Origin of the sequence: Burkholderia sp. THE68 (assembly GCF_009938265.1) — a bacterium.
Lineage (GTDB): Bacteria > Pseudomonadota > Gammaproteobacteria > Burkholderiales > Burkholderiaceae > Caballeronia.
Genome location: NZ_AP022319.1, coordinates 163748 through 180317, shown reverse-complemented (window position 1 = coordinate 180317; position 16570 = coordinate 163748). Strand labels below are relative to the sequence as shown.

15 protein-coding genes and 1 pseudogene are annotated in these 16570 nt (G+C 62.6%); 10 read left to right on the top strand and 6 right to left on the bottom strand.

What is annotated here, in order from left to right; all coding sequences use genetic code 11:
• Window positions 1–2: 2 nt before the first annotated feature.
• A complete protein-coding gene (locus BTHE68_RS29605) occupies window positions 3–1571 on the bottom strand; it encodes an ABC transporter substrate-binding protein (protein WP_162069867.1) in 1569 nt (522 codons plus the stop codon).
• A 291-nt stretch (window positions 1572–1862) separates the two neighbouring features.
• Here BTHE68_RS29605 and BTHE68_RS29600 point away from each other — a divergent pair, with 291 nt between their 5' ends.
• Window positions 1863–3317: an NAD(P)-binding domain-containing protein gene (locus BTHE68_RS29600; RefSeq protein ID WP_162069866.1), complete on the top strand. Its 1455-nt coding sequence runs from the start codon at window positions 1863–1865 to the stop codon at window positions 3315–3317.
• 106 nt (window positions 3318–3423) lie between these two features.
• A complete protein-coding gene (locus BTHE68_RS29595; protein WP_162069865.1) occupies window positions 3424–4020 on the top strand; it encodes a nitroreductase family protein in 597 nt (198 codons plus the stop codon).
• Here the strand turns inward: BTHE68_RS29595 and tssE are convergent.
• From tssE to BTHE68_RS37370, 4 genes and pseudogenes are all read right to left on the bottom strand, one after another.
• Window positions 4011–4442, bottom strand: coding sequence for a type VI secretion system baseplate subunit TssE (gene tssE, locus BTHE68_RS29590; protein WP_174258150.1), 432 nt, complete (start codon window positions 4440–4442; stop codon window positions 4011–4013). The two genes, BTHE68_RS29595 and tssE, sit on opposite strands and share 10 nt — an antisense overlap.
• Window positions 4443–4470: 28 nt before the next feature.
• Complete coding sequence (locus BTHE68_RS29585; protein WP_174258132.1) at window positions 4471–5133, bottom strand: DotU family type IV/VI secretion system protein; 663 nt, start codon at window positions 5131–5133, stop codon at window positions 4471–4473.
• Window positions 5130–6059, bottom strand: coding sequence for a type VI secretion system baseplate subunit TssK (gene tssK, locus BTHE68_RS29580; protein ID WP_232078327.1), 930 nt, complete (start codon window positions 6057–6059; stop codon window positions 5130–5132). The genes BTHE68_RS29585 and tssK overlap by 4 nt, the downstream gene beginning before the upstream one ends.
• Window positions 6043–6123: pseudogene (locus BTHE68_RS37370) on the bottom strand (type VI secretion system contractile sheath domain-containing protein); the annotation flags it as partial. The gene tssK and the pseudogene BTHE68_RS37370, both read right to left, overlap by 17 nt.
• Window positions 6124–6432: 309 nt before the next feature.
• Here BTHE68_RS37370 and BTHE68_RS29570 point away from each other — a divergent pair.
• From BTHE68_RS29570 to BTHE68_RS29545, 6 genes are all read left to right on the top strand, one after another.
• Window positions 6433–6996: a hypothetical protein gene (locus tag BTHE68_RS29570; protein WP_162069864.1), complete on the top strand. Its 564-nt coding sequence runs from the start codon at window positions 6433–6435 to the stop codon at window positions 6994–6996.
• 18 nt (window positions 6997–7014) lie between these two features.
• Window positions 7015–8604, top strand: a complete 1590-nt coding sequence (gene tssA / locus BTHE68_RS29565) for a type VI secretion system protein TssA (protein ID WP_162069863.1) — start codon at window positions 7015–7017, stop codon at window positions 8602–8604.
• A gap of 21 nt (window positions 8605–8625) precedes the next feature.
• On the top strand, window positions 8626–10131 hold the full coding sequence (gene tssF / locus BTHE68_RS29560) for a type VI secretion system baseplate subunit TssF (protein WP_162069862.1): 1506 nt from the start codon (window positions 8626–8628) through the stop codon (window positions 10129–10131).
• Window positions 10132–10144: 13 nt separating this feature from the next.
• Window positions 10145–10795 (top strand): type VI secretion system lipoprotein TssJ, encoded by a 651-nt coding sequence (gene tssJ, locus BTHE68_RS29555; protein WP_502710619.1) that lies wholly within the window; start codon window positions 10145–10147, stop codon window positions 10793–10795.
• 432 nt (window positions 10796–11227) lie between these two features.
• On the top strand, window positions 11228–12313 hold the full coding sequence (locus tag BTHE68_RS29550; protein WP_162069861.1) for a glycosyltransferase: 1086 nt from the start codon (window positions 11228–11230) through the stop codon (window positions 12311–12313).
• The gene (locus BTHE68_RS29545; RefSeq protein WP_162069860.1) at window positions 12310–13164 is read left to right on the top strand and encodes a polysaccharide deacetylase family protein; all 855 of its coding nucleotides are present in this window, start codon (window positions 12310–12312) and stop codon (window positions 13162–13164) included. Before BTHE68_RS29550 ends, BTHE68_RS29545 begins: the two co-directional genes overlap by 4 nt.
• 1 nt (window position 13165) lies before the next feature.
• Here BTHE68_RS29545 and BTHE68_RS29540 read toward each other — a convergent pair whose 3' ends face one another.
• Window positions 13166–13993 carry an alpha/beta fold hydrolase gene (locus BTHE68_RS29540; RefSeq protein WP_162069859.1) on the bottom strand — a complete coding sequence of 276 codons (828 nt, stop codon included), beginning with the start codon at window positions 13991–13993 and terminating at the stop codon, window positions 13166–13168.
• Window positions 13994–14262: 269 nt separating this feature from the next.
• On the opposite strand from BTHE68_RS29540, the gene BTHE68_RS29535 reads away from it, so the two are divergent.
• A complete protein-coding gene (locus BTHE68_RS29535; RefSeq protein ID WP_162069858.1) occupies window positions 14263–14910 on the top strand; it encodes a carbonic anhydrase in 648 nt (215 codons plus the stop codon).
• A gap of 81 nt (window positions 14911–14991) precedes the next feature.
• A complete protein-coding gene (locus BTHE68_RS29530) occupies window positions 14992–16569 on the top strand; it encodes a SulP family inorganic anion transporter (RefSeq protein WP_162069857.1) in 1578 nt (525 codons plus the stop codon).
• Window position 16570 lies beyond the last annotated feature (1 nt).

Sequence of the window (16570 nt, the reverse complement as noted above, 5' to 3'; positions counted from 1 at the left end):
GCTCAGTTTCCGGCGACCGTCTGCGGCGCCCACTGGATCGTGCGGAAGTTGAGGAAGCCGCCGCCTTGCTGCGGCTGCCATTGCAGCGTCTTCTTCTTCGCGTACACGTAGGTGAACTCGGAGATGAAGAACGCGGCGGCATCGTCATGCAGCTCGCGGCCGATCTTCTGGAACACTTCGCCGCGCTGTTTCGTATCGCTGACGCGGGAGACGTCGGCGAGCAGTGCATCGACCTTCGGATTCGAATAGTCGGACCAGCTTCCCTCCGATGCGAACGCGCCACCGACCGGGTGCACCGGGTCATACAGCGCATTGGTGAACTGGCTGAGCGCGAGCGGCCCGGAGGTGTGCGTGTTGTTCAGGCGCTGGAAAGTCGCATAGGTCAGGCGATTGAGCTTGACCTTCACGCCCACTTGTCCCCAGTACGCCGCGATAGCCTCGGCGACGCCTTGCGGCATGTCGCCCTGAATGTTGAGCGTGGTCTCGAAACCCTTCGGATAGCCTGCCTGCGCAAGCAGTGCGCGCGCCTTCGCGGGATCGTAGGGATACGGCTTGATCGAGCGGTCCGCGCCGTACGGATAGTAGTTCGAGATCATCGTGCCGAGCGGCTCGCCCACGCCGTACAGCACGCTCTTGATGATGGCATTGGTGTCGAGCGCGTAGCTGAGCGCCTGACGCACCTGGACGTTGGCGAAGGGCGAGTTCTTGTCGGTGGTGTAGACCCGCACATAGACCGGCGACGCAACACGGCTTTCGATCACGTCGAGCCCGCTTTCCTTCCTGAGCCGCGCATAGTCGGAGAAGGGCAGCGCCACCGAGAGATCGACTTCGCCGCGCAGCACCGCGTTGACGCGGCTCGCCGGCTCGGTGATCGCGCGGAAGATCAGTGTTTTCACGCGCGGCTTTTCGCCCCAGTAATCGTCGAAGCGTTCGAGCACGAGCTCGCTGCCACCCGGCGCGAGCGACTTGAACTTGTACGGTCCGAGCGAGACTGGCTTTTGCGCGAACGCATCGGGATTCGGCAGGCTCGCGAGATAGTCGGCCGGAATGATGTAGAGATAGCCCGCGACCTTGTTGGCGAACGCGCCATCGGGCTGCTTCAGTTTGAAGACGACGGTGAGGTCGTCGGGCGTCTCGATCGACTCGACGACCGGCGCGAAGAACGGACGGCGCGTGCTCTTGCTGCGCGGGTCGAGCACGTGTTCGAGCGATGCCTTCACGTCGCGCGAGCTCAGCGTCGCACCGTTATGGAACTTGACGTTGGGACGCAGCTTGTAGGTGAACACGCGTGCGTCGGCGGACACGCTCACGCTCGTCGCGAGACGCGGCACGAGATTGCCCTTCTGGTCGAAGCCGTAGAGCGTGTCGTAGATCTGCCAGCCGTAGCGCAGCGAATCGCCGCTCACGGCGACCAGGCCGTCGAGGTTGTAGAACTCCTTTTCGACGCCGATCACGACCGTGTCGCGATCGACGGCGGGCGCGGTGCTTGCGGCGCGTGCCGGTTCGGTGAAAGCGCCGGACAAGGCGGCGGCGAAGACCAGTCCGCGAAGGACTGACGAAAAGGTACGCATAGGTTGGTCTGAGTGCCGGGCGAGGGAACGCCCTCGTCTAATTGGAAAAGCCTGCGGATGGAGCGAACATGATGACGCGCGCGCCCCGGAATTCGAAGCGAGTAAAAGTGATATCGATATCAAGGCGCCCTTCAGGTCGATTCGATCGATGCTCATGAAGGGATTTGCGTCGGAATACTCATGGTCCGCGCATGCTTTTCGCTGGATTGAAAAGCACGAATGATTCGTTTGCGACGTGGCGCGAACCATCGATACTCGATCGTTCGACACACTTCACCGCATGCATCGTTCATGAGTCAATCGTCCCCTCTGCAAGACCAGCACGCGCGCGACACCCTGCGTCTCATCGGTCCCGATCCCGAGGACTGGGTCGTCGGACGGGCGGGCATCGATCACAATGTGCTGATCGTCGGTGGCGGGCAGACGGGCGCGGCCTTTGCGTTCGCGCTGCGGCGCGCGGGCATTGGCCGAGTCAGCGTGATCGACGCCGCGCCCGATGAGACGCGCGCGGGCGCGTGGACCAACTACGCGCGGATGAACCGCCTGCGCACGCCGAAGACGCTTGCGGGACCAGAGGCGGGCTTGCCCGGGCTGAGCTTTCAGGCATGGCACGAAGCGCGTTATGGCGCGGCGGCCTATGCGAACATCGAACGCATCGGGCGCACTCAATGGGCTGAGTACATTGCGTGGTATCGGCAGTTTCTCGGCGTCACGATTCGCTATGGCACGACGCTTACGCTCATCGAGCCGGCGGGTTCGCATTTCCGTCTGCATCTGACGGTCCGCACGGAGCGGGGCGTCGAGACACGTGTGGAAACCGCGCGCAAGATCATTCTCGGCAATGGCGTCGCGGGCAACGGCAGACCGAATATCGTCCCGCCGCTCACGGCGTTGCCGCCGAGTCATCTCGCGCATACCTCGGATGCGATCGACTTTGCCGCGCTCGCGGGCAAGTCCGTCGCGGTGATCGGTGGCGCGGCTTCGGCTTTCGATGCGGCGGCGAGCGCGCTCGAAGCCGGCGCGCGCGACGTGCATCTGTTCGTGCGCCGCGCCGGGCTACCCGCGGTGCCCGTGAGCCGCGCGCGTGCGTATCCGGGCGCCTACGACAACTTTCCCGCGCTGCCCGACGCGGTGCGCTGGCGCCAGGCGCTGCGCTTCAGACGCGCCGGCTCGACCGCGCCTGCCGACGCGGTCGAGCGCGTGGCGCGCTTCGCCAACTTTCATCTGCATCTGGGCGCGCCGTGGCATGAAGCGAGCGTCGCGAATGGCCGCGTCCACGCCTGCGCCGCCGATGGCGACTTCGCATTCGACTTCGTGATCGCGGGCACCGGCTATGCGATCGATCTGCACGCGCGGCCCGAGCTTGCGCGCATCGCCGATCGCGTGCTGCTCTGGCGCGACCGATATCAGCCCGCTCCGGACGAGCGCGACGACGCGCTGGGCGCGCATCCCTATCTCGGCGACGCGCTCGAATACGTGGAAAAGCGGTCAGGCACCGCGCCGTTCCTCAGGAACATCCATGTGTTCAACCCGGCGGGCTTCGTGAGTCGCGGCGTGCCGGTGGGCGACGTGCCCTGCATGAAGCGGGATATCCCGGCTGTCGTGCGGCGCATCAGCCAGGATCTCTTTCTCGAAGACCTCGACGCGCACGAGGCGCGCATGAGCGCCGACGTGCCAGCGGATTTCGATACGGCGCTCTATGAGCCGCGCGTCTATCGCGAGCGGGATGTCGAATCGGCGGATTGAGTGCGTCAGGGCGAACTATCATAGCTAGCCGGTTTGGGAAGCGGAAAGCATCAGGCCGCGCTGCTCAAGCTCTTTCATCAACTGCAAGCCTTCTTGCCAGGAACCCATGACACACAGACCCGCACCGACCGATATCGATATCCATCCGCTGATCGCCGGGCGATGGAGCCCGCGCGCCTATGCGGAGCAGCCCGTCGCCCACGCGGACGTGCTTGCTTTGCTGGAGGCCGCGCGCTGGGCGCCATCGGCGTACAACATGCAGCCGTGGCGCTTTCTCGTGTTCGAAAAGGGCGAGGACGCGGCAGCGTTCGAGCGCGCGTTCGCGACGCTCGTGCCGTTCAACCAGTCATGGAACAGGCACGCGCAGGTGCTGATCGTGGTGATCGCCGATACGCTCAACGCGAAGGGCGAAGCGAATCCGACCGCCAGCTACGACGCCGGTGCGGCCGGGCTGGCGCTGTTGCTGGAGGCGCACGCCCGCAACCTCGCCGCGCATTCGATGAGCGGCTTCGACACGACGGCCTTGCGTGAGACCTTCGGCATCGCGGAGCGCTACGTGCCGCTCGCCGTGATCTCCGTGGCGCATCATGGCGACGCGCGCGCCTTGTCCGAGGCGTTGGCCGAACGCGAGCAGGCGCCGCGCAAACGCTTGCCGATCGGCGAGATCGCGCAATTCGGCGCGTGGAAGAGCGCTCAGCCCTGATCTGGCGTCTGTTGCAGCATCCTGAGCCGCGTCCTGCCGTCCGGCGTGAAGTCCGTGCCGAAGCGCACGAGGCCTTTGCGCCGCAGATGGCACGCCATCGTGAAACTCAGCAGCATGCCCGGTTCGGGCTTGTTGATCTCGATGTCGATCGACTTCAGACGCGGCTCGTATTCCAGCAGCGTCGCTTCGATTTCGGACTTCAACTTGTGCGCGGACGCAGGCAGATGCCGATAAATCTCCGACAGGTCATCGAGTCCATAACCCGGCAGATGCGCAAGCGCCTTGCGGCGGCTGTTCAGAATGCGCTGGAAGTTGTCGCGCACCGAATAGAAGGTCTGCGCTTCGGGCGAATGATCGGTGATCGCGGTGCCATCGGCGAAGTGTCCGGTGATTCGCTCGAAGAGGCCCGGTCCGGGGCGCATCATATGCGACGTCATGACTGTTCTCACTTCAATGCGTTATGCGGGCCACCGACGCATCCAGCCATCGATTTGTCCCGAACCAGACCAGTCCGACCGCTACGCACGCGAGTCCGATACACGCGAGCGGAGAAATGCGCCGCGTCCATGGACGTGCGACCGCCGTCTTGACAACGATGGAAGCGTCATCGTGCGGTGAGCGTGTGACGCCCAGGCGTGTATCGATGGCTTCTCTGAGTTTCGCTTTCGCATCGCCGGATTCGAGCGCGAGCCGTCCGGTGAACCCCAGATCCAGCGCTGCGCCGAAGATCGCCAGCAGCGGACGAAGAGGCTGTGTTTCGTGCAGGCGCTTTTCGATTCGCTTCACGAGTTCCTCGCCTGCATTGTTGGTGTCGAACTGCGTCAATTGCAGCGGCTGGCGTTCCCATTCATCGCGGGGGCGTCCCTGCAGATCGCGCAAGGCCGTCTCGTCGAGGAGCGCGCACTGCGCGTACAGCGCGTCTTCAATGGCATCGTGCGGCCAGCCGCGCGCAGTGAGTTCCGCCTTCAGCGCTTTGATCTGCGCCTCGCACTGGTCGCGCAGGTCCTCGGCCGGTTGCTCCGTGTGCTTGCCGGCGAAGTCCGCAACGATGAGCGCCGTGTCGCGCAGCGCCACGGGCAGCAACTCGTCATGCGCCGATGTCATGTCTCTCATGTCGGCAGCACCACGTAGAGTTCCAGCGAAACATCGGGAATCGAGGCCGGCACGTAGAACTGGCATGCACGTGCGTCGATCATGCGCTTAAACGCGGGATGCGCGGCATCGAGCGCGAAGTACTGATTTTCGATTCGCACGGGAATCGCCGCAGGCAGGCGCGACATCGGTTTGATCGGAATGCCGGAGAGCGCCGAATTGACGATCTGTTCGACTTCATCGGGCGTGCCCGCCTTGCACAGACGCGGGAACTGCTCGATGAGCGCGTGCGCGGGCAGCGCGGCCTGCACGGACAGGTAATAGTCCGCGCCCTCGACCAGACGTTCGTCCTTGATCTGACCCGTCCAGAGCGTGCCGCGGACGCGCTCGAGCGCGATCGGCACGACGCGCGACGGAATGACCGTATCGAGCAGGTTGCGGATCAACGACTCCAGTTCGGCGAACACGGGTTCCGGCGCGCTGTGATCGTAGGGCGGAATCGCCTGCAGCGTCTCCGTGGTCGAAAAGGTCAGCAGCGAACCGGCCAGGCGAGACAGCAGCGCATAGAGCTTCTCCGGATGCTGAGCCGGCGCCTGCGCGAGGCGCGCGAGTTCCGGCCACGACGAATTCACGCTGTGCAGCAGCCAGAAGAGCGATACATCGGCCACGGCGTAGTCGGCGATCTGGTCGGAGCGTTCGCGCCTGCGCACCGCGAGGCTCGCGCTTTTGGCGCTGAGGATTTCCGACAGGCGCTTCATGCGGGTCGTCAACGTCGCATTGGCCGACAGAAACAGGCACGGCGGCACGAACGACGCATCGGGATCGAAGCGTCCCTGCGCGTTGCGGATGAAGCGCGCGACCGGACACGTCACGTAATCGCCGCCTGCGCGTTTCCTTTGGTACATCGAGCACCTCGATCCACACGTTCTTGCGGAAGTCGGTGTGATCGACGAGAAACTTGAGTCCGCGGCAGGCCGCTTCGAGCCGTTGAAAATCGGGGTGGTGAAGGATCGCATCGAGCTGATGGCCGATGAGGCTTTCTTATTCTTGAGGGGCGGGTCACGTGAGCAGCGGCATTAGCGCCGAGACTGCGTGCCGGTCCTTCAGCGATTCCGGAAAAGCGAAACGTGTAGCATGACTGAAGGCTGATATTTGTCACGCTTTGAAAAATGATGAGCAAAGCGCAACATCTGATCTATTTAAGAATTTTCGAGGTTTTAAGAATGGGCCGAATACGATAAGGTCCGACCCCAATCAAACGAGCGCATCCGCGCGCGAAGGCTCATCAACACTTGTCTGAACCGGCATCCGGTGAGGTATATGCTGCGCACCGATGTCGGCAAGGGACCGCTCGAGCTACTCGACCCGCGCGGCTTCACCATGCCCAGCCGCATCTTTGTGAAACGCGACACGCTCGCGCGCAACGCGAAAGCCGACATCCCGCCGCCGCTACCCAAGCCCGCGATCGAAGCGGCCAAACAGGTTGAGACCGTTGCCCAATGGTCGGAGTACGCTACGAGTCCATTCGGCCATGAACCCGTTCCACTCGCATGCACACCGCGCATGCGCGAAGACACGCCTTTCGACGATCTCAAGGTCGGAACGCCTTTGCTTTCGTTCGCGCGCCTGCTGCTCCAGGGCGGCGGCAACGATTTCGAACGCGATCTCGGTATGCGCCGCTACTGGTCCGTCGGGTGGCGGCGCGGTCTGGAGGATGTCATTCATGCACGCTGGCCCTTGCTCCGTTTCTGGAATGACTGGCAGCGAGAACGTCGATATCGAGCCGCGCGACGAAAGGCGCGACCCGACGACAGCATGGCCATCGAGCCGGCGCTGATTGCGCTGCCGTCGCTTGCAAACCGATCTTCGCCACGCCCACGTTAATCTCAAGCCTCACTATCCATGTTCACGAATCTCCTCAACGCGTTGTTCGGCACGCGCAAGCCATCCGATCTCGCCATCGAAGCTTTACCGCAATGGCACGACTGGCTCACACCGATCCGCTCTGATACGCCCGTCGGCGACGATCCCGGCTGCGACGACGAATTCCTCGCCATCAAGGACGAAGTGGCGAAGCTGTCCAGTATCGACGATGCGCTGATCGTCGACTCCGCCGAGCGCTTGATCAAAAGCCGTGCGAAGGACGTGCGCTTGGCGGTGTACTACGTCTACGGCCGCTTGCGTCGCGATGGCGCGGAAGGCGTCGCCGCCGGCTTCGAACTACTCTCGGCGCTGGTCGACCGCTTCGGCGATACGCTTCTGCCCGCGCGTGCCGGCTCGCGCCGTGCGGCCTTCGAATGGCTGTGCAGCAGCACGTTCGCCGATCGGCTCGATGCCGTGCAAGGGCTCAACGGAGCGCTGCTCGAACGCACGCTCTCCGCGCTCGCGCTGATCAGCGAGCGTATCGAAATGTGGCCGGAAGACACGCGCCCATCGCTTGCTCCGTTGTTCAGGCGCTTCGAGAGCCGGATCGAATCGCCGCCGGGCGACCAGACCGGTTCGAGCGCTGCGCCGACGCCGGCCACATCGTCGGCGTTGTCCGCAGCGTCTGAAGTCACGTCCACCCGCGAACTACTCGACCGCGCGCGCGAGATGGCGCAGTTTCTTCGCGAGCAGCCGCAAGGTTATCTGGCCGCGTATCGGCTGATGCGTTGCGTGCGGTGGGACACGCTCACCGAGGTGCCGCCGTTCGAAGCGGGCGGAAAGACGCGTCTCGTGGCGCCGCGCGCCGAACTGCGCGCGAACCTCAAGCGTCTGCTGCTGCAAAAGCAATGGCCGGAATTGCTGGAGCGCGTGGAAGCGGCCTTCGCCGAAGGCGCCAATCATTTCTGGCTCGACCTGCAGTACTACGCGTTCGTTGCGCAGGAGCAGGCCGGCGGCGAGTACGCGCAGGTGCGTGAAAGCGCGGCGACCGACTGCGCGCTGATGCTCGAGCGTCTGCCGGGCCTCGAACATCTCTCGTTCTCCGACGGATCATCTTTCGCCGACGACGCCACGCTCGAATGGATCGCGCGCTATGCGACGGTGCGCGACATCGAGCGCGGCGAGACCGCGGCACCGGTGGCCGCGTCTCACGCCGGCTCCGACTGGGCCGAGATCGAAGCACAGGCTATCGACACCGCCGCGCAACAAGGGATCGGTGCCGCGCTCGCGTGGCTGCAACGCCAGCCCGCACAGGACGACGCACGTATTGCGGGCGGCGAGCGCGAGCGCTTCACGCGACAACTGGTGATGGCGCGCGTGGCCGAGCGCGCGAAGCGCTCCGACACCGCGCTGTATCTGCTCGGTCACCTCGACGCCGACATCGAACGCTTCCAGCTCGCGCGCTGGGAACCGTCGCTTGCGTTCGAAGCGAAACATCATCTGCTGCGCATCCTCAAGAGCCGCTTTAACCGCAAGGACGCCGACAAGACCGCATTGAGCGGCCGGATCGACAGTCTCACGGGCGATCTGACCGCGATCGACGCCGCGCGCGCCGTGGCGCTCATCTAAAAGAAGAAGGAAGAACCACGCATGTCGTCCCCCACGAAGGACAACGAGATACTGCGCTATTACGAAGCGGAGATGCGCTATCTGCGCGAAGCGGGCAAGGAATTCGCCCGCGCGTTTCCCGACCGCGCGCGCGAACTCGATATCGATCGCCTCGGCGAGCGCGATCCTCATGTCGAACGTCTGTTCGAAGGGTTCGCGTTTCTGATGGGGCGTCTGCGCCACAAGCTCGATGACGAACTGCCCGAACTCACCGAAGGGCTCGTGAGCATGTTGTGGCCGCACTATCTGCGGATGATTCCGTCGCTGTCGATTCTGAAGCTCATCCCGAACGCGGGGGCGCTGCAAAAGCACGAGATCGTCGAAGCGGGACTGGAAGCGACTTCCGATCTGATCGCGACAGGTTTGAGCGCCGGCGACGAAACGCAGATCGAATGCGTGTATCGCACGACTCAACCCGTCGATCTGTATCCGCTCACGCTGACGGACGCGGGCGCCTACGCACGCGAGGACGGGCGCTCGGTGATCCGCCTTCGCTTCGCGATTCAGCCGCAGACGCAGCGCGACCGGCTGCGTGTGCCGCGCTTGCGCTTCTACCTGAACGCCGACCGTCCGGTGGCGCACGCCCTTTATGCGGCGCTGAGCGCGAAACCCGTGGCGATGCAGGTGCGCGTGCCGGGCTTTCCCGACGATCGTCCGGGCGCACCGCAATCGATGGAAGGTCTGCGTCTCGCGCCAGCCGGCTTCGCTACCGACGAGCGGCTGTGGCCCAAGGCCGACAACGCGTTTGGCGGCTATCAGTTGCTGCTCGAATATTTCACGTTCCCCGAGAAGTTCATGTTCGTCGATCTGCTCGGCCTCGACATGATGGCGATTCCCGCATCGGCGTCGTCGTCCGATGTCGAAGTCGTGCTCGACAAGCCCTATCCCGACGATATGCGTTTCACCGAAGAGAACGTGCGCCTCTATTGCACGCCGGTGATCAACCTGTTCCCGATCGCAGCCGATCCGGTCAAGGTCACGCAGTTCGAAACTGAATATCGTGTGCGAGCGCGCGAGCAGTATGGCCCGCTCGTCGATATCTGTTCGGTCGACACCGTCGAAGGTTTCGCAGGCGGGCGACGTTTCGAATACGTCCCGTTCGCGGCGTTCAAGCATCCGGCGGCATGCTGCGCCACGCGACGCCCGAACGCTATTTCCATACGCATGCGGCGCGGGCCGTCGGGACGATTCGAAACCTGGCTCACACTCGGCGGCCACGCCTGGGATACGGGACGCGTTTTGCGGAAGCAAACGCTCTCGGTGTCCGTGACCGGCACGAACGGCATGCTGCCGCGCAAGGCGTTGCGCGAGGCGGGCATCACGCGCATGCGCGGCGGCTTCACGAATATCGGCGCGGTGCGCAATCTGGCCGCGCCGACGCTGCCGGTCTACCCGCCCACGGGCGACCGCTTTCAATGGCGCGTGCTGATCGGCGATGTCCGCGCGGATCACGCCCGTGCATCTGGGCCGCTGGACCGGCGCGACTGACTGAACAAAAACTATGCAACACAAGGCAATGCAACGAATGAAAGAAGTGACCTCACTCGACAATCGAATGTCCGGGTGCGTGTTGAACGGCGCGATCGCTGGTCTCGTCGCAACGGGTCTGCTGTCGATGGGCGGCTGCGGCGCCTGGCAAGCCACGAAGGACACGACGGTCAGCGCCGCACAGTGGCTCTTCACCACGCAGGTCAAGACAATGAACGTCGAACTCAAAGGGCGCGCCGCCTTGAATGAAACCGTCGCCGGCCAGTCGCTTTCGACGGTGGTGCGGTTCTATCAGCTCAAGGATTCGAAAACGTTCGCGCAACTCGAGTACGCTCAGTTGCAGAACAACGATCTGGAACTGCTCAAGGCTGATCTCGTCGCCACGAAGGATGTCGTCTTGCGCCCGGGCGCGGCCGTCAGCGTGAGCGAGCCTATGCAGAAAGACGCCGAATACGTGGGCGTGGTGGCGTTCTTCCGTACGCCCGGCAATGCCGGAGTATGGAAATTGCTGATACCCAGGAAACAGTGGAAGGACACCGATCCGGAAAGGATCCGGTTGCAGGGCAATATGCTCGCAATAGAGGGCGCGGACCCGAAACCGGTGAAACGTGATGCGCCTCAGCAGTCTGCACCGGCGACGAAATCGGCGGCTTCGGGCGTATAGACGGCTTCCGCCGCGAGCAAGGCCGCGGCGCAGAACGCCAGTGCCGCAGCGATGTCGAACAGCGCCGCCGGACTGCTTTCCAACTGAGTGCGCCGCTGCACTCCGCTTGCGTTGGTACTTGCGTAGCTGACAAAATTGCCAGCTACGCGTCAACCAAACGCCAAGATAAGCCGTTAGCCAGATCAGGTCATCTGCTTGCTTAGTCAAACACGCCAATCGACCTTGCATTGAAGCGTCGATTGGCCATACAGAACGCTGTCGGCCGTCGACTTTCATTGCGCCTGCAAGCAGCGCGTCTTTACCGATAAGCCTCATTCGAGGCCTAACTCTCTCCCTTGCTATTTCTTTACGAATAACCAAGGGCAGAAAGGTATTCGAATTATTACAAGATATTACCGGCGCTTCGCCGCCGGGGTTGTGGAGACCATGCACTTGAAGATCTTACATAGCGAGTCATCGACCGGATGGGGTGGTCAGGAGATCCGCACGTTGAAGGAGATGGTGGCGCTGCGCGAAAGCGGTCATACCGTCGAGCTGATTTGCCCCCGCGAGGCTCGTCTTGGTGAGCGTTGCGCGGAGCTCGGTTTCGCCGTGCATCACGCGCGCATGCGCAGCGGCGGGGACATGCAATCGATGCTGCGCATCAAGTCGCTATTGCGCCACCGCGCATTCGACGTGCTCAATACGCACAGTGGTCACGACAGTCTCGTCGCAGGCACGGCGGCGCGGCTCGCGCGCACGCCGCTCATCGTGCGTACGCGGCATCTCGCGTTGCCGATTTCGTCGCTTGCGACGTATTCATGGATTCCGCATCGCGTGATCGCGGTGAGTCATTACGTGCGCCGCTACCTGATCTCGGCAGGGGTTGCGGAGAAGCGCGTGCAGACTATCCATGACGGCATCGTGAATACGCACCCTGTCGCGCATTCGACCTTGCGCGCGGAACTCGGTCTCGGTCAGGACGCTTTCATCGCATGCATGGTCGCAATCATGCGCGACAAGAAAGGCCATGAAGATCTGATCGCGGCAGTCCGCCCGATGCTCGATACGCACGCGAATCTGCATGTCGTGATGGCGGGCGACGGTCCAAGTTTCGATCGCATAAAAAGCATCGTCGTGAACCTTGGACTCGCGCACCGCATTCACTTGCTCGGCTTTCGCACCGACGTGCCGAACATCTTTCGCGGCTCCGATCTCTTCGTGCTGCCCACGCATCAGGAAGCACTCGGTCAGGCGTTCATCGAGGCGATGGCCGCGGGCTTGCCTGTCATCGGCACGCACGTCGATGGCGTGCCCGAACTCATCGAAGACAACGTCAACGGGCTGCTCGTGCCGCCGCACGATCCCGTCGCATTGCGCGGCGCGATCGCGCGCATGATCGGTGATCCGGCACTGCGGCAGCGACTTCAACGCGAAAGCCTGCGCATCACCGAACGCGGCTTCACCGTCGGCGACATGGCGCACGAAACAGCGCTCTTTTATGGACGCGCATTGCACGAGCGAGGCCATCGCCGATGAGCCGCAATCAGGCGCGCGCCATTCCCGTGCTGATGTATCACCACGTCAGCACATCGCCCGGCATGATCACCGTGACGCCGGGCAATTTCGCCGCGCAGATGGCGTATCTCGCGGGCGCAGGCTATCGGACGATCGGCTCGACTGAGCTTGCTGCTTTTCTGAGCGGTGAGGACATGCCGGCGAAATCCATCGTCATCACGTTCGACGATGGCTATCTCGACAACTGGGTACACGCGCATCCCGTACTGCAGCGTCATGGATTGACGGCGATGTGCTTCCTCGTGAGCAGTTGGCCCGGCGAAGGCGGCGTGCGCCCGAATGTATCGAATGCGAACTCCGCGCTTCCGGCTTTGCTCGATCATCACGCGGGCGAACGTGCAATCGAGAACGGTCGTGTCGATGATGTCATTCTGCGCTGGTCCGAAATCGAAGCGATGCGCGAAGCCGGCACATTCGAGTTTCATAGCCACACGCATACGCATGTGCGCTGGGATCAGGTCACAGGTTCGCGGGGTGAAAAGCGTGAGCGTCTGCATGCGGACCTGAGCGCGGCGCGCGCGGCATTGCGCACGCGTCTGGGCGACGTGTCCGATCATCTGTGCTGGCCGCAAGGCTATTACGACGACGATTATCGCGAAGTCGCGTTGAACGCGGGATTCAGGCACTTCCATACGTGCCATTCGGGAACGAACGTCGGCGTGAATCCGCTGGATCGCAACGGGTCGGTGGATGGCGAGCGCACCATCAAGCGACTGGAAGTGCGCGATCGTCCGGCTTCGTGGCTGGCGTCGCGCTTATGGGTGCATACGCGGCCCACCATCAGCCGCGCGTATCTGACGATCAAGCGCTGATTCAGACGCGATGCGCTTGCACGAAAGCGCTGATCGCTTCGTTCACCGCATCGGCTGCATCGCGATGCGGTGAATGCCGGCATTGCTCGAGCTTGACGAGTTGTGTGTGATCGACGGCCGCCTCGATGCTGTCGAGTTGCAGCATCGATGCGTACTCGTCGTCATAACCTTGAATGGCGAGCAATGGCCGCCTGATCGACGCTATCTCTTCCGTGATATCCCAATGCAGGAACGCGGGATTCAACCACGCGTCGTTCCATCCGTAAAAGGCCGAATCCACGTCGTCGTGATAGGCCCGCAGCTTCTCTCTGAACGATGTCGTTTCATATGTGTTGCGGGCTTTTTCGATGCCTTCGACCGTCATCGGTTCCACGAACAGATGCGGCGCCATGATGGCGAGACCCGCGAGCGCGTCAGGGAAGGCACTTGCATAAAGCAGCGCGATCGTGCCGCCATCGCTATGCCCGATGAGCCACATGCGTGCGCGTTCTTCCGCGTTGATTTCCAGCGCATCGAGCAACGCGGGCAGCACGTCATGCGCCTGCACATGCAGAAACTCGACGGGCCATTTCTCTTCAGGCCGGCGCGCCGTCGAGCGTCCGTATCCGGGCCTCGAATAAACGAGGCCTCGGCAATTCAGGCGATCGCATAGCATTTGCGGCCAGCCTTTCCATAGCGCGATCGAACCCAGCCCTTCATGCAGGAACAACGCAATGGGCGCATCGGCGCGGTCCGCATTCAACCATCGATATTCGATGCGCAAGGGATATGCGCCGATCTTCAATTCGACGAAACGCGTCGTGTCGACGCTTGTTACTGGATCGTGCATGGAGATGAAAGTGCCGAGCATGAGAGGGATAGAGATTAACAGACGGTCTGCGTCATTTTCTCGTCAGAAAAAAAACGCGGCAATCACATGCATGTTTCAACATTGTGCATGTTTCCAAAAAGGTGCTGAATTTCGCTCTACGTTCATATTCGATTGTTCTGATTTTTTAGCTGGACGTCACTGAACTTTCTATGCGAAAGTGATTCGTAAGAAACTCGCTCCACTGCAATGCAGATGCGGCCCCTTTACGATCCTTTGGAGAGCAATGCATGAATCGACCGAAACGGATGTTATTGGAAAACCTTGCCTGGGCACGCGAGACTGCCCACGCCGATGAACAGTTTTTTCCGCGACTGGCGCAAGGCCAAAGCCCGAAGGTGCTGTGGATCGGCTGCGCGGATAGCCGCGTGCCGGCTGAAACCGTAACGAACGCCAATCCCGGCGACCTCTTCGTTCATCGCAACATTGCGAACCTGTTCTCACCGTCCGATGACAACACGATGAGCGTGCTCGAATACGGGGTGCGCGTGCTGAAAGTCGATCACGTGATCATTTGCGGGCATTACGGATGCGGCGGTGTGCGCGCCTCGCTGCTGCCGCAATCGAGCGACTTGCCGCACGTGAATCGACGTATCGCGCCGTTGTGCGCCTTAGGCGAGCGGCATCGCGATGAACTCGATGCACACACCGAACTCGATGCGCGAGCGAATCGCCTCGCCGAATTGAACGTGCTGGAGCAAGTGCGTCTCTTGCAACAACACTCTGTCGTGCGCGATCGCGAAGTGCCGCCCCTCGTTCACGGCTGGATCTTCGGGCTTCACGACGGCCTGATCAATGTGCTCGCCTGCGGCTACGAGGCAGAGGGCATCACGCAAGACGACAAGCGCATGCAGGTCGCATCGCTTCAGGCCGCTTAGACCGGCCGCATCCCATCGATCGTTTCTCGATGCGATATCGCTTTTGCGATCTTCGCAGGCCCCCACTCGTTCGAAAAAATCATGAGCTCAATTAACCGATTAGCCACTTTTCCGCGTGACCTTTTCGCGGGCACGGTCGTGTTTCTCGTTGCAATGCCGTTGTGTCTCGGCATTGCCAATGCATCCGGCGTCGAGCCGTTCGCCGGGCTTTTGTCCGGCATCATCGGCGGTCTTGTCGTCGCGTTGCTGAGCGGCTCGCAATTGAGCGTGAGCGGTCCGGCCGCGGGTCTCATCGTGATCGTCGTCGATGGCATCGCGGGCCTCGGCAGCTTTTCCGCTTTTCTGCTCGCAGTGCTGTTGTCGGGCGCGATCCAGTTCGGCTTCGGCGTGCTGAAGGCGGGGCGCTTCGCGGCATATGTGCCTTCGTCCGTCATTAAAGGCATGCTCGCCGCCATCGGCCTCTTGCTCGTCATCAAGCAGATTCCGCTCGCCGCGGGTTTTGCCAACGAGGGCGCGCCGGTCGCGAGCGGTCCCGGCATGTTCGACACGCCGTTCGGTCCGATATCGATGGCCGCGTGCATGGTCGCCGTGATTTCGCTCGCGATGCTGGCAGCCTGGGAAACGCGTGTGATGCGCCGCTTCGCTCTCGTGCGCGCCGTGCCCGCGCCGCTCGCGGTGGTTGCGTTCGGCATCGGCATCACGTTGCTGCTCGATTCCCTCGCGCCGGGGTTTGCTCCGCCGGCGCAACATCGCGTTGCGTTGCCGTCGATTGAAACGTTTGCGGCGCTGACGAATGCCCTCGCATTGCCGAACTTCTCGCAGTTCGTGAACCCCGATGTATGGCGGCTTGCCTTCACGCTCGCCATCGTCGCGAGTCTCGAAACGCTGCTGAGCCTCGAAGCCGTCGAGCAACTCGATCCGAAGAAGCGCGCGGCGCATCCGGATCGCGAACTCAAGGCGCAAGGCATCGGCAACATGATGGCGGGTGCGATCGGCGGGCTGCCGATCACATCGGTGATCGTGCGCAGTTCGGCGAACGTGAATGCGGGCGCGCAGAGCCGCTGGTCGTCGGTCGTGCATGGCGTGCTGCTGCTCGCGAGCGTCTTCGCGCTGACGAGCGTGATCAACCTGATTCCGCTCGCCTGTCTTGCTGCGATCCTGATCTTCACGGGCCTCAAGCTCGCCAAGCCTTCGTTGTTCGCGGCAGTGGCGAAGCAGGGCATGGAGCGCTTTGCGCCCTTCGTCGTGACGATCGCAGGCGTGTTGCTGACGGACCTGCTGATGGGCATTCTGCTCGGCATCGCGTGCAGCCTGCTCCTTGCGATCAGCGCGAATGTCAAACGCTCGATCACGATCGCGCAACACGATGATCACTACCTGCTGTCGTTCCGCAAGGACGTATCGTTTCTCGGCAAGGTGACGCTCAAGCACCATCTGCGCACGATTCCCGATGGCGCGACCGTGATCGTCGATGCATCGCGGGCGGACTACATGGACCCGGACGTGCGCGAGGAAATCGACAGCTTTGTGGCGGCGGCGCCTGACCGCGGCATGCATGTCGAATGCAGAAGTCTGCCACGCGTGCGGGCGCAAACGGGCGTGCCCGCCGTGCGCGGGAGATGGCTTCGCGTGAGCAGACGGGAAATGTCTTCCGAATAAG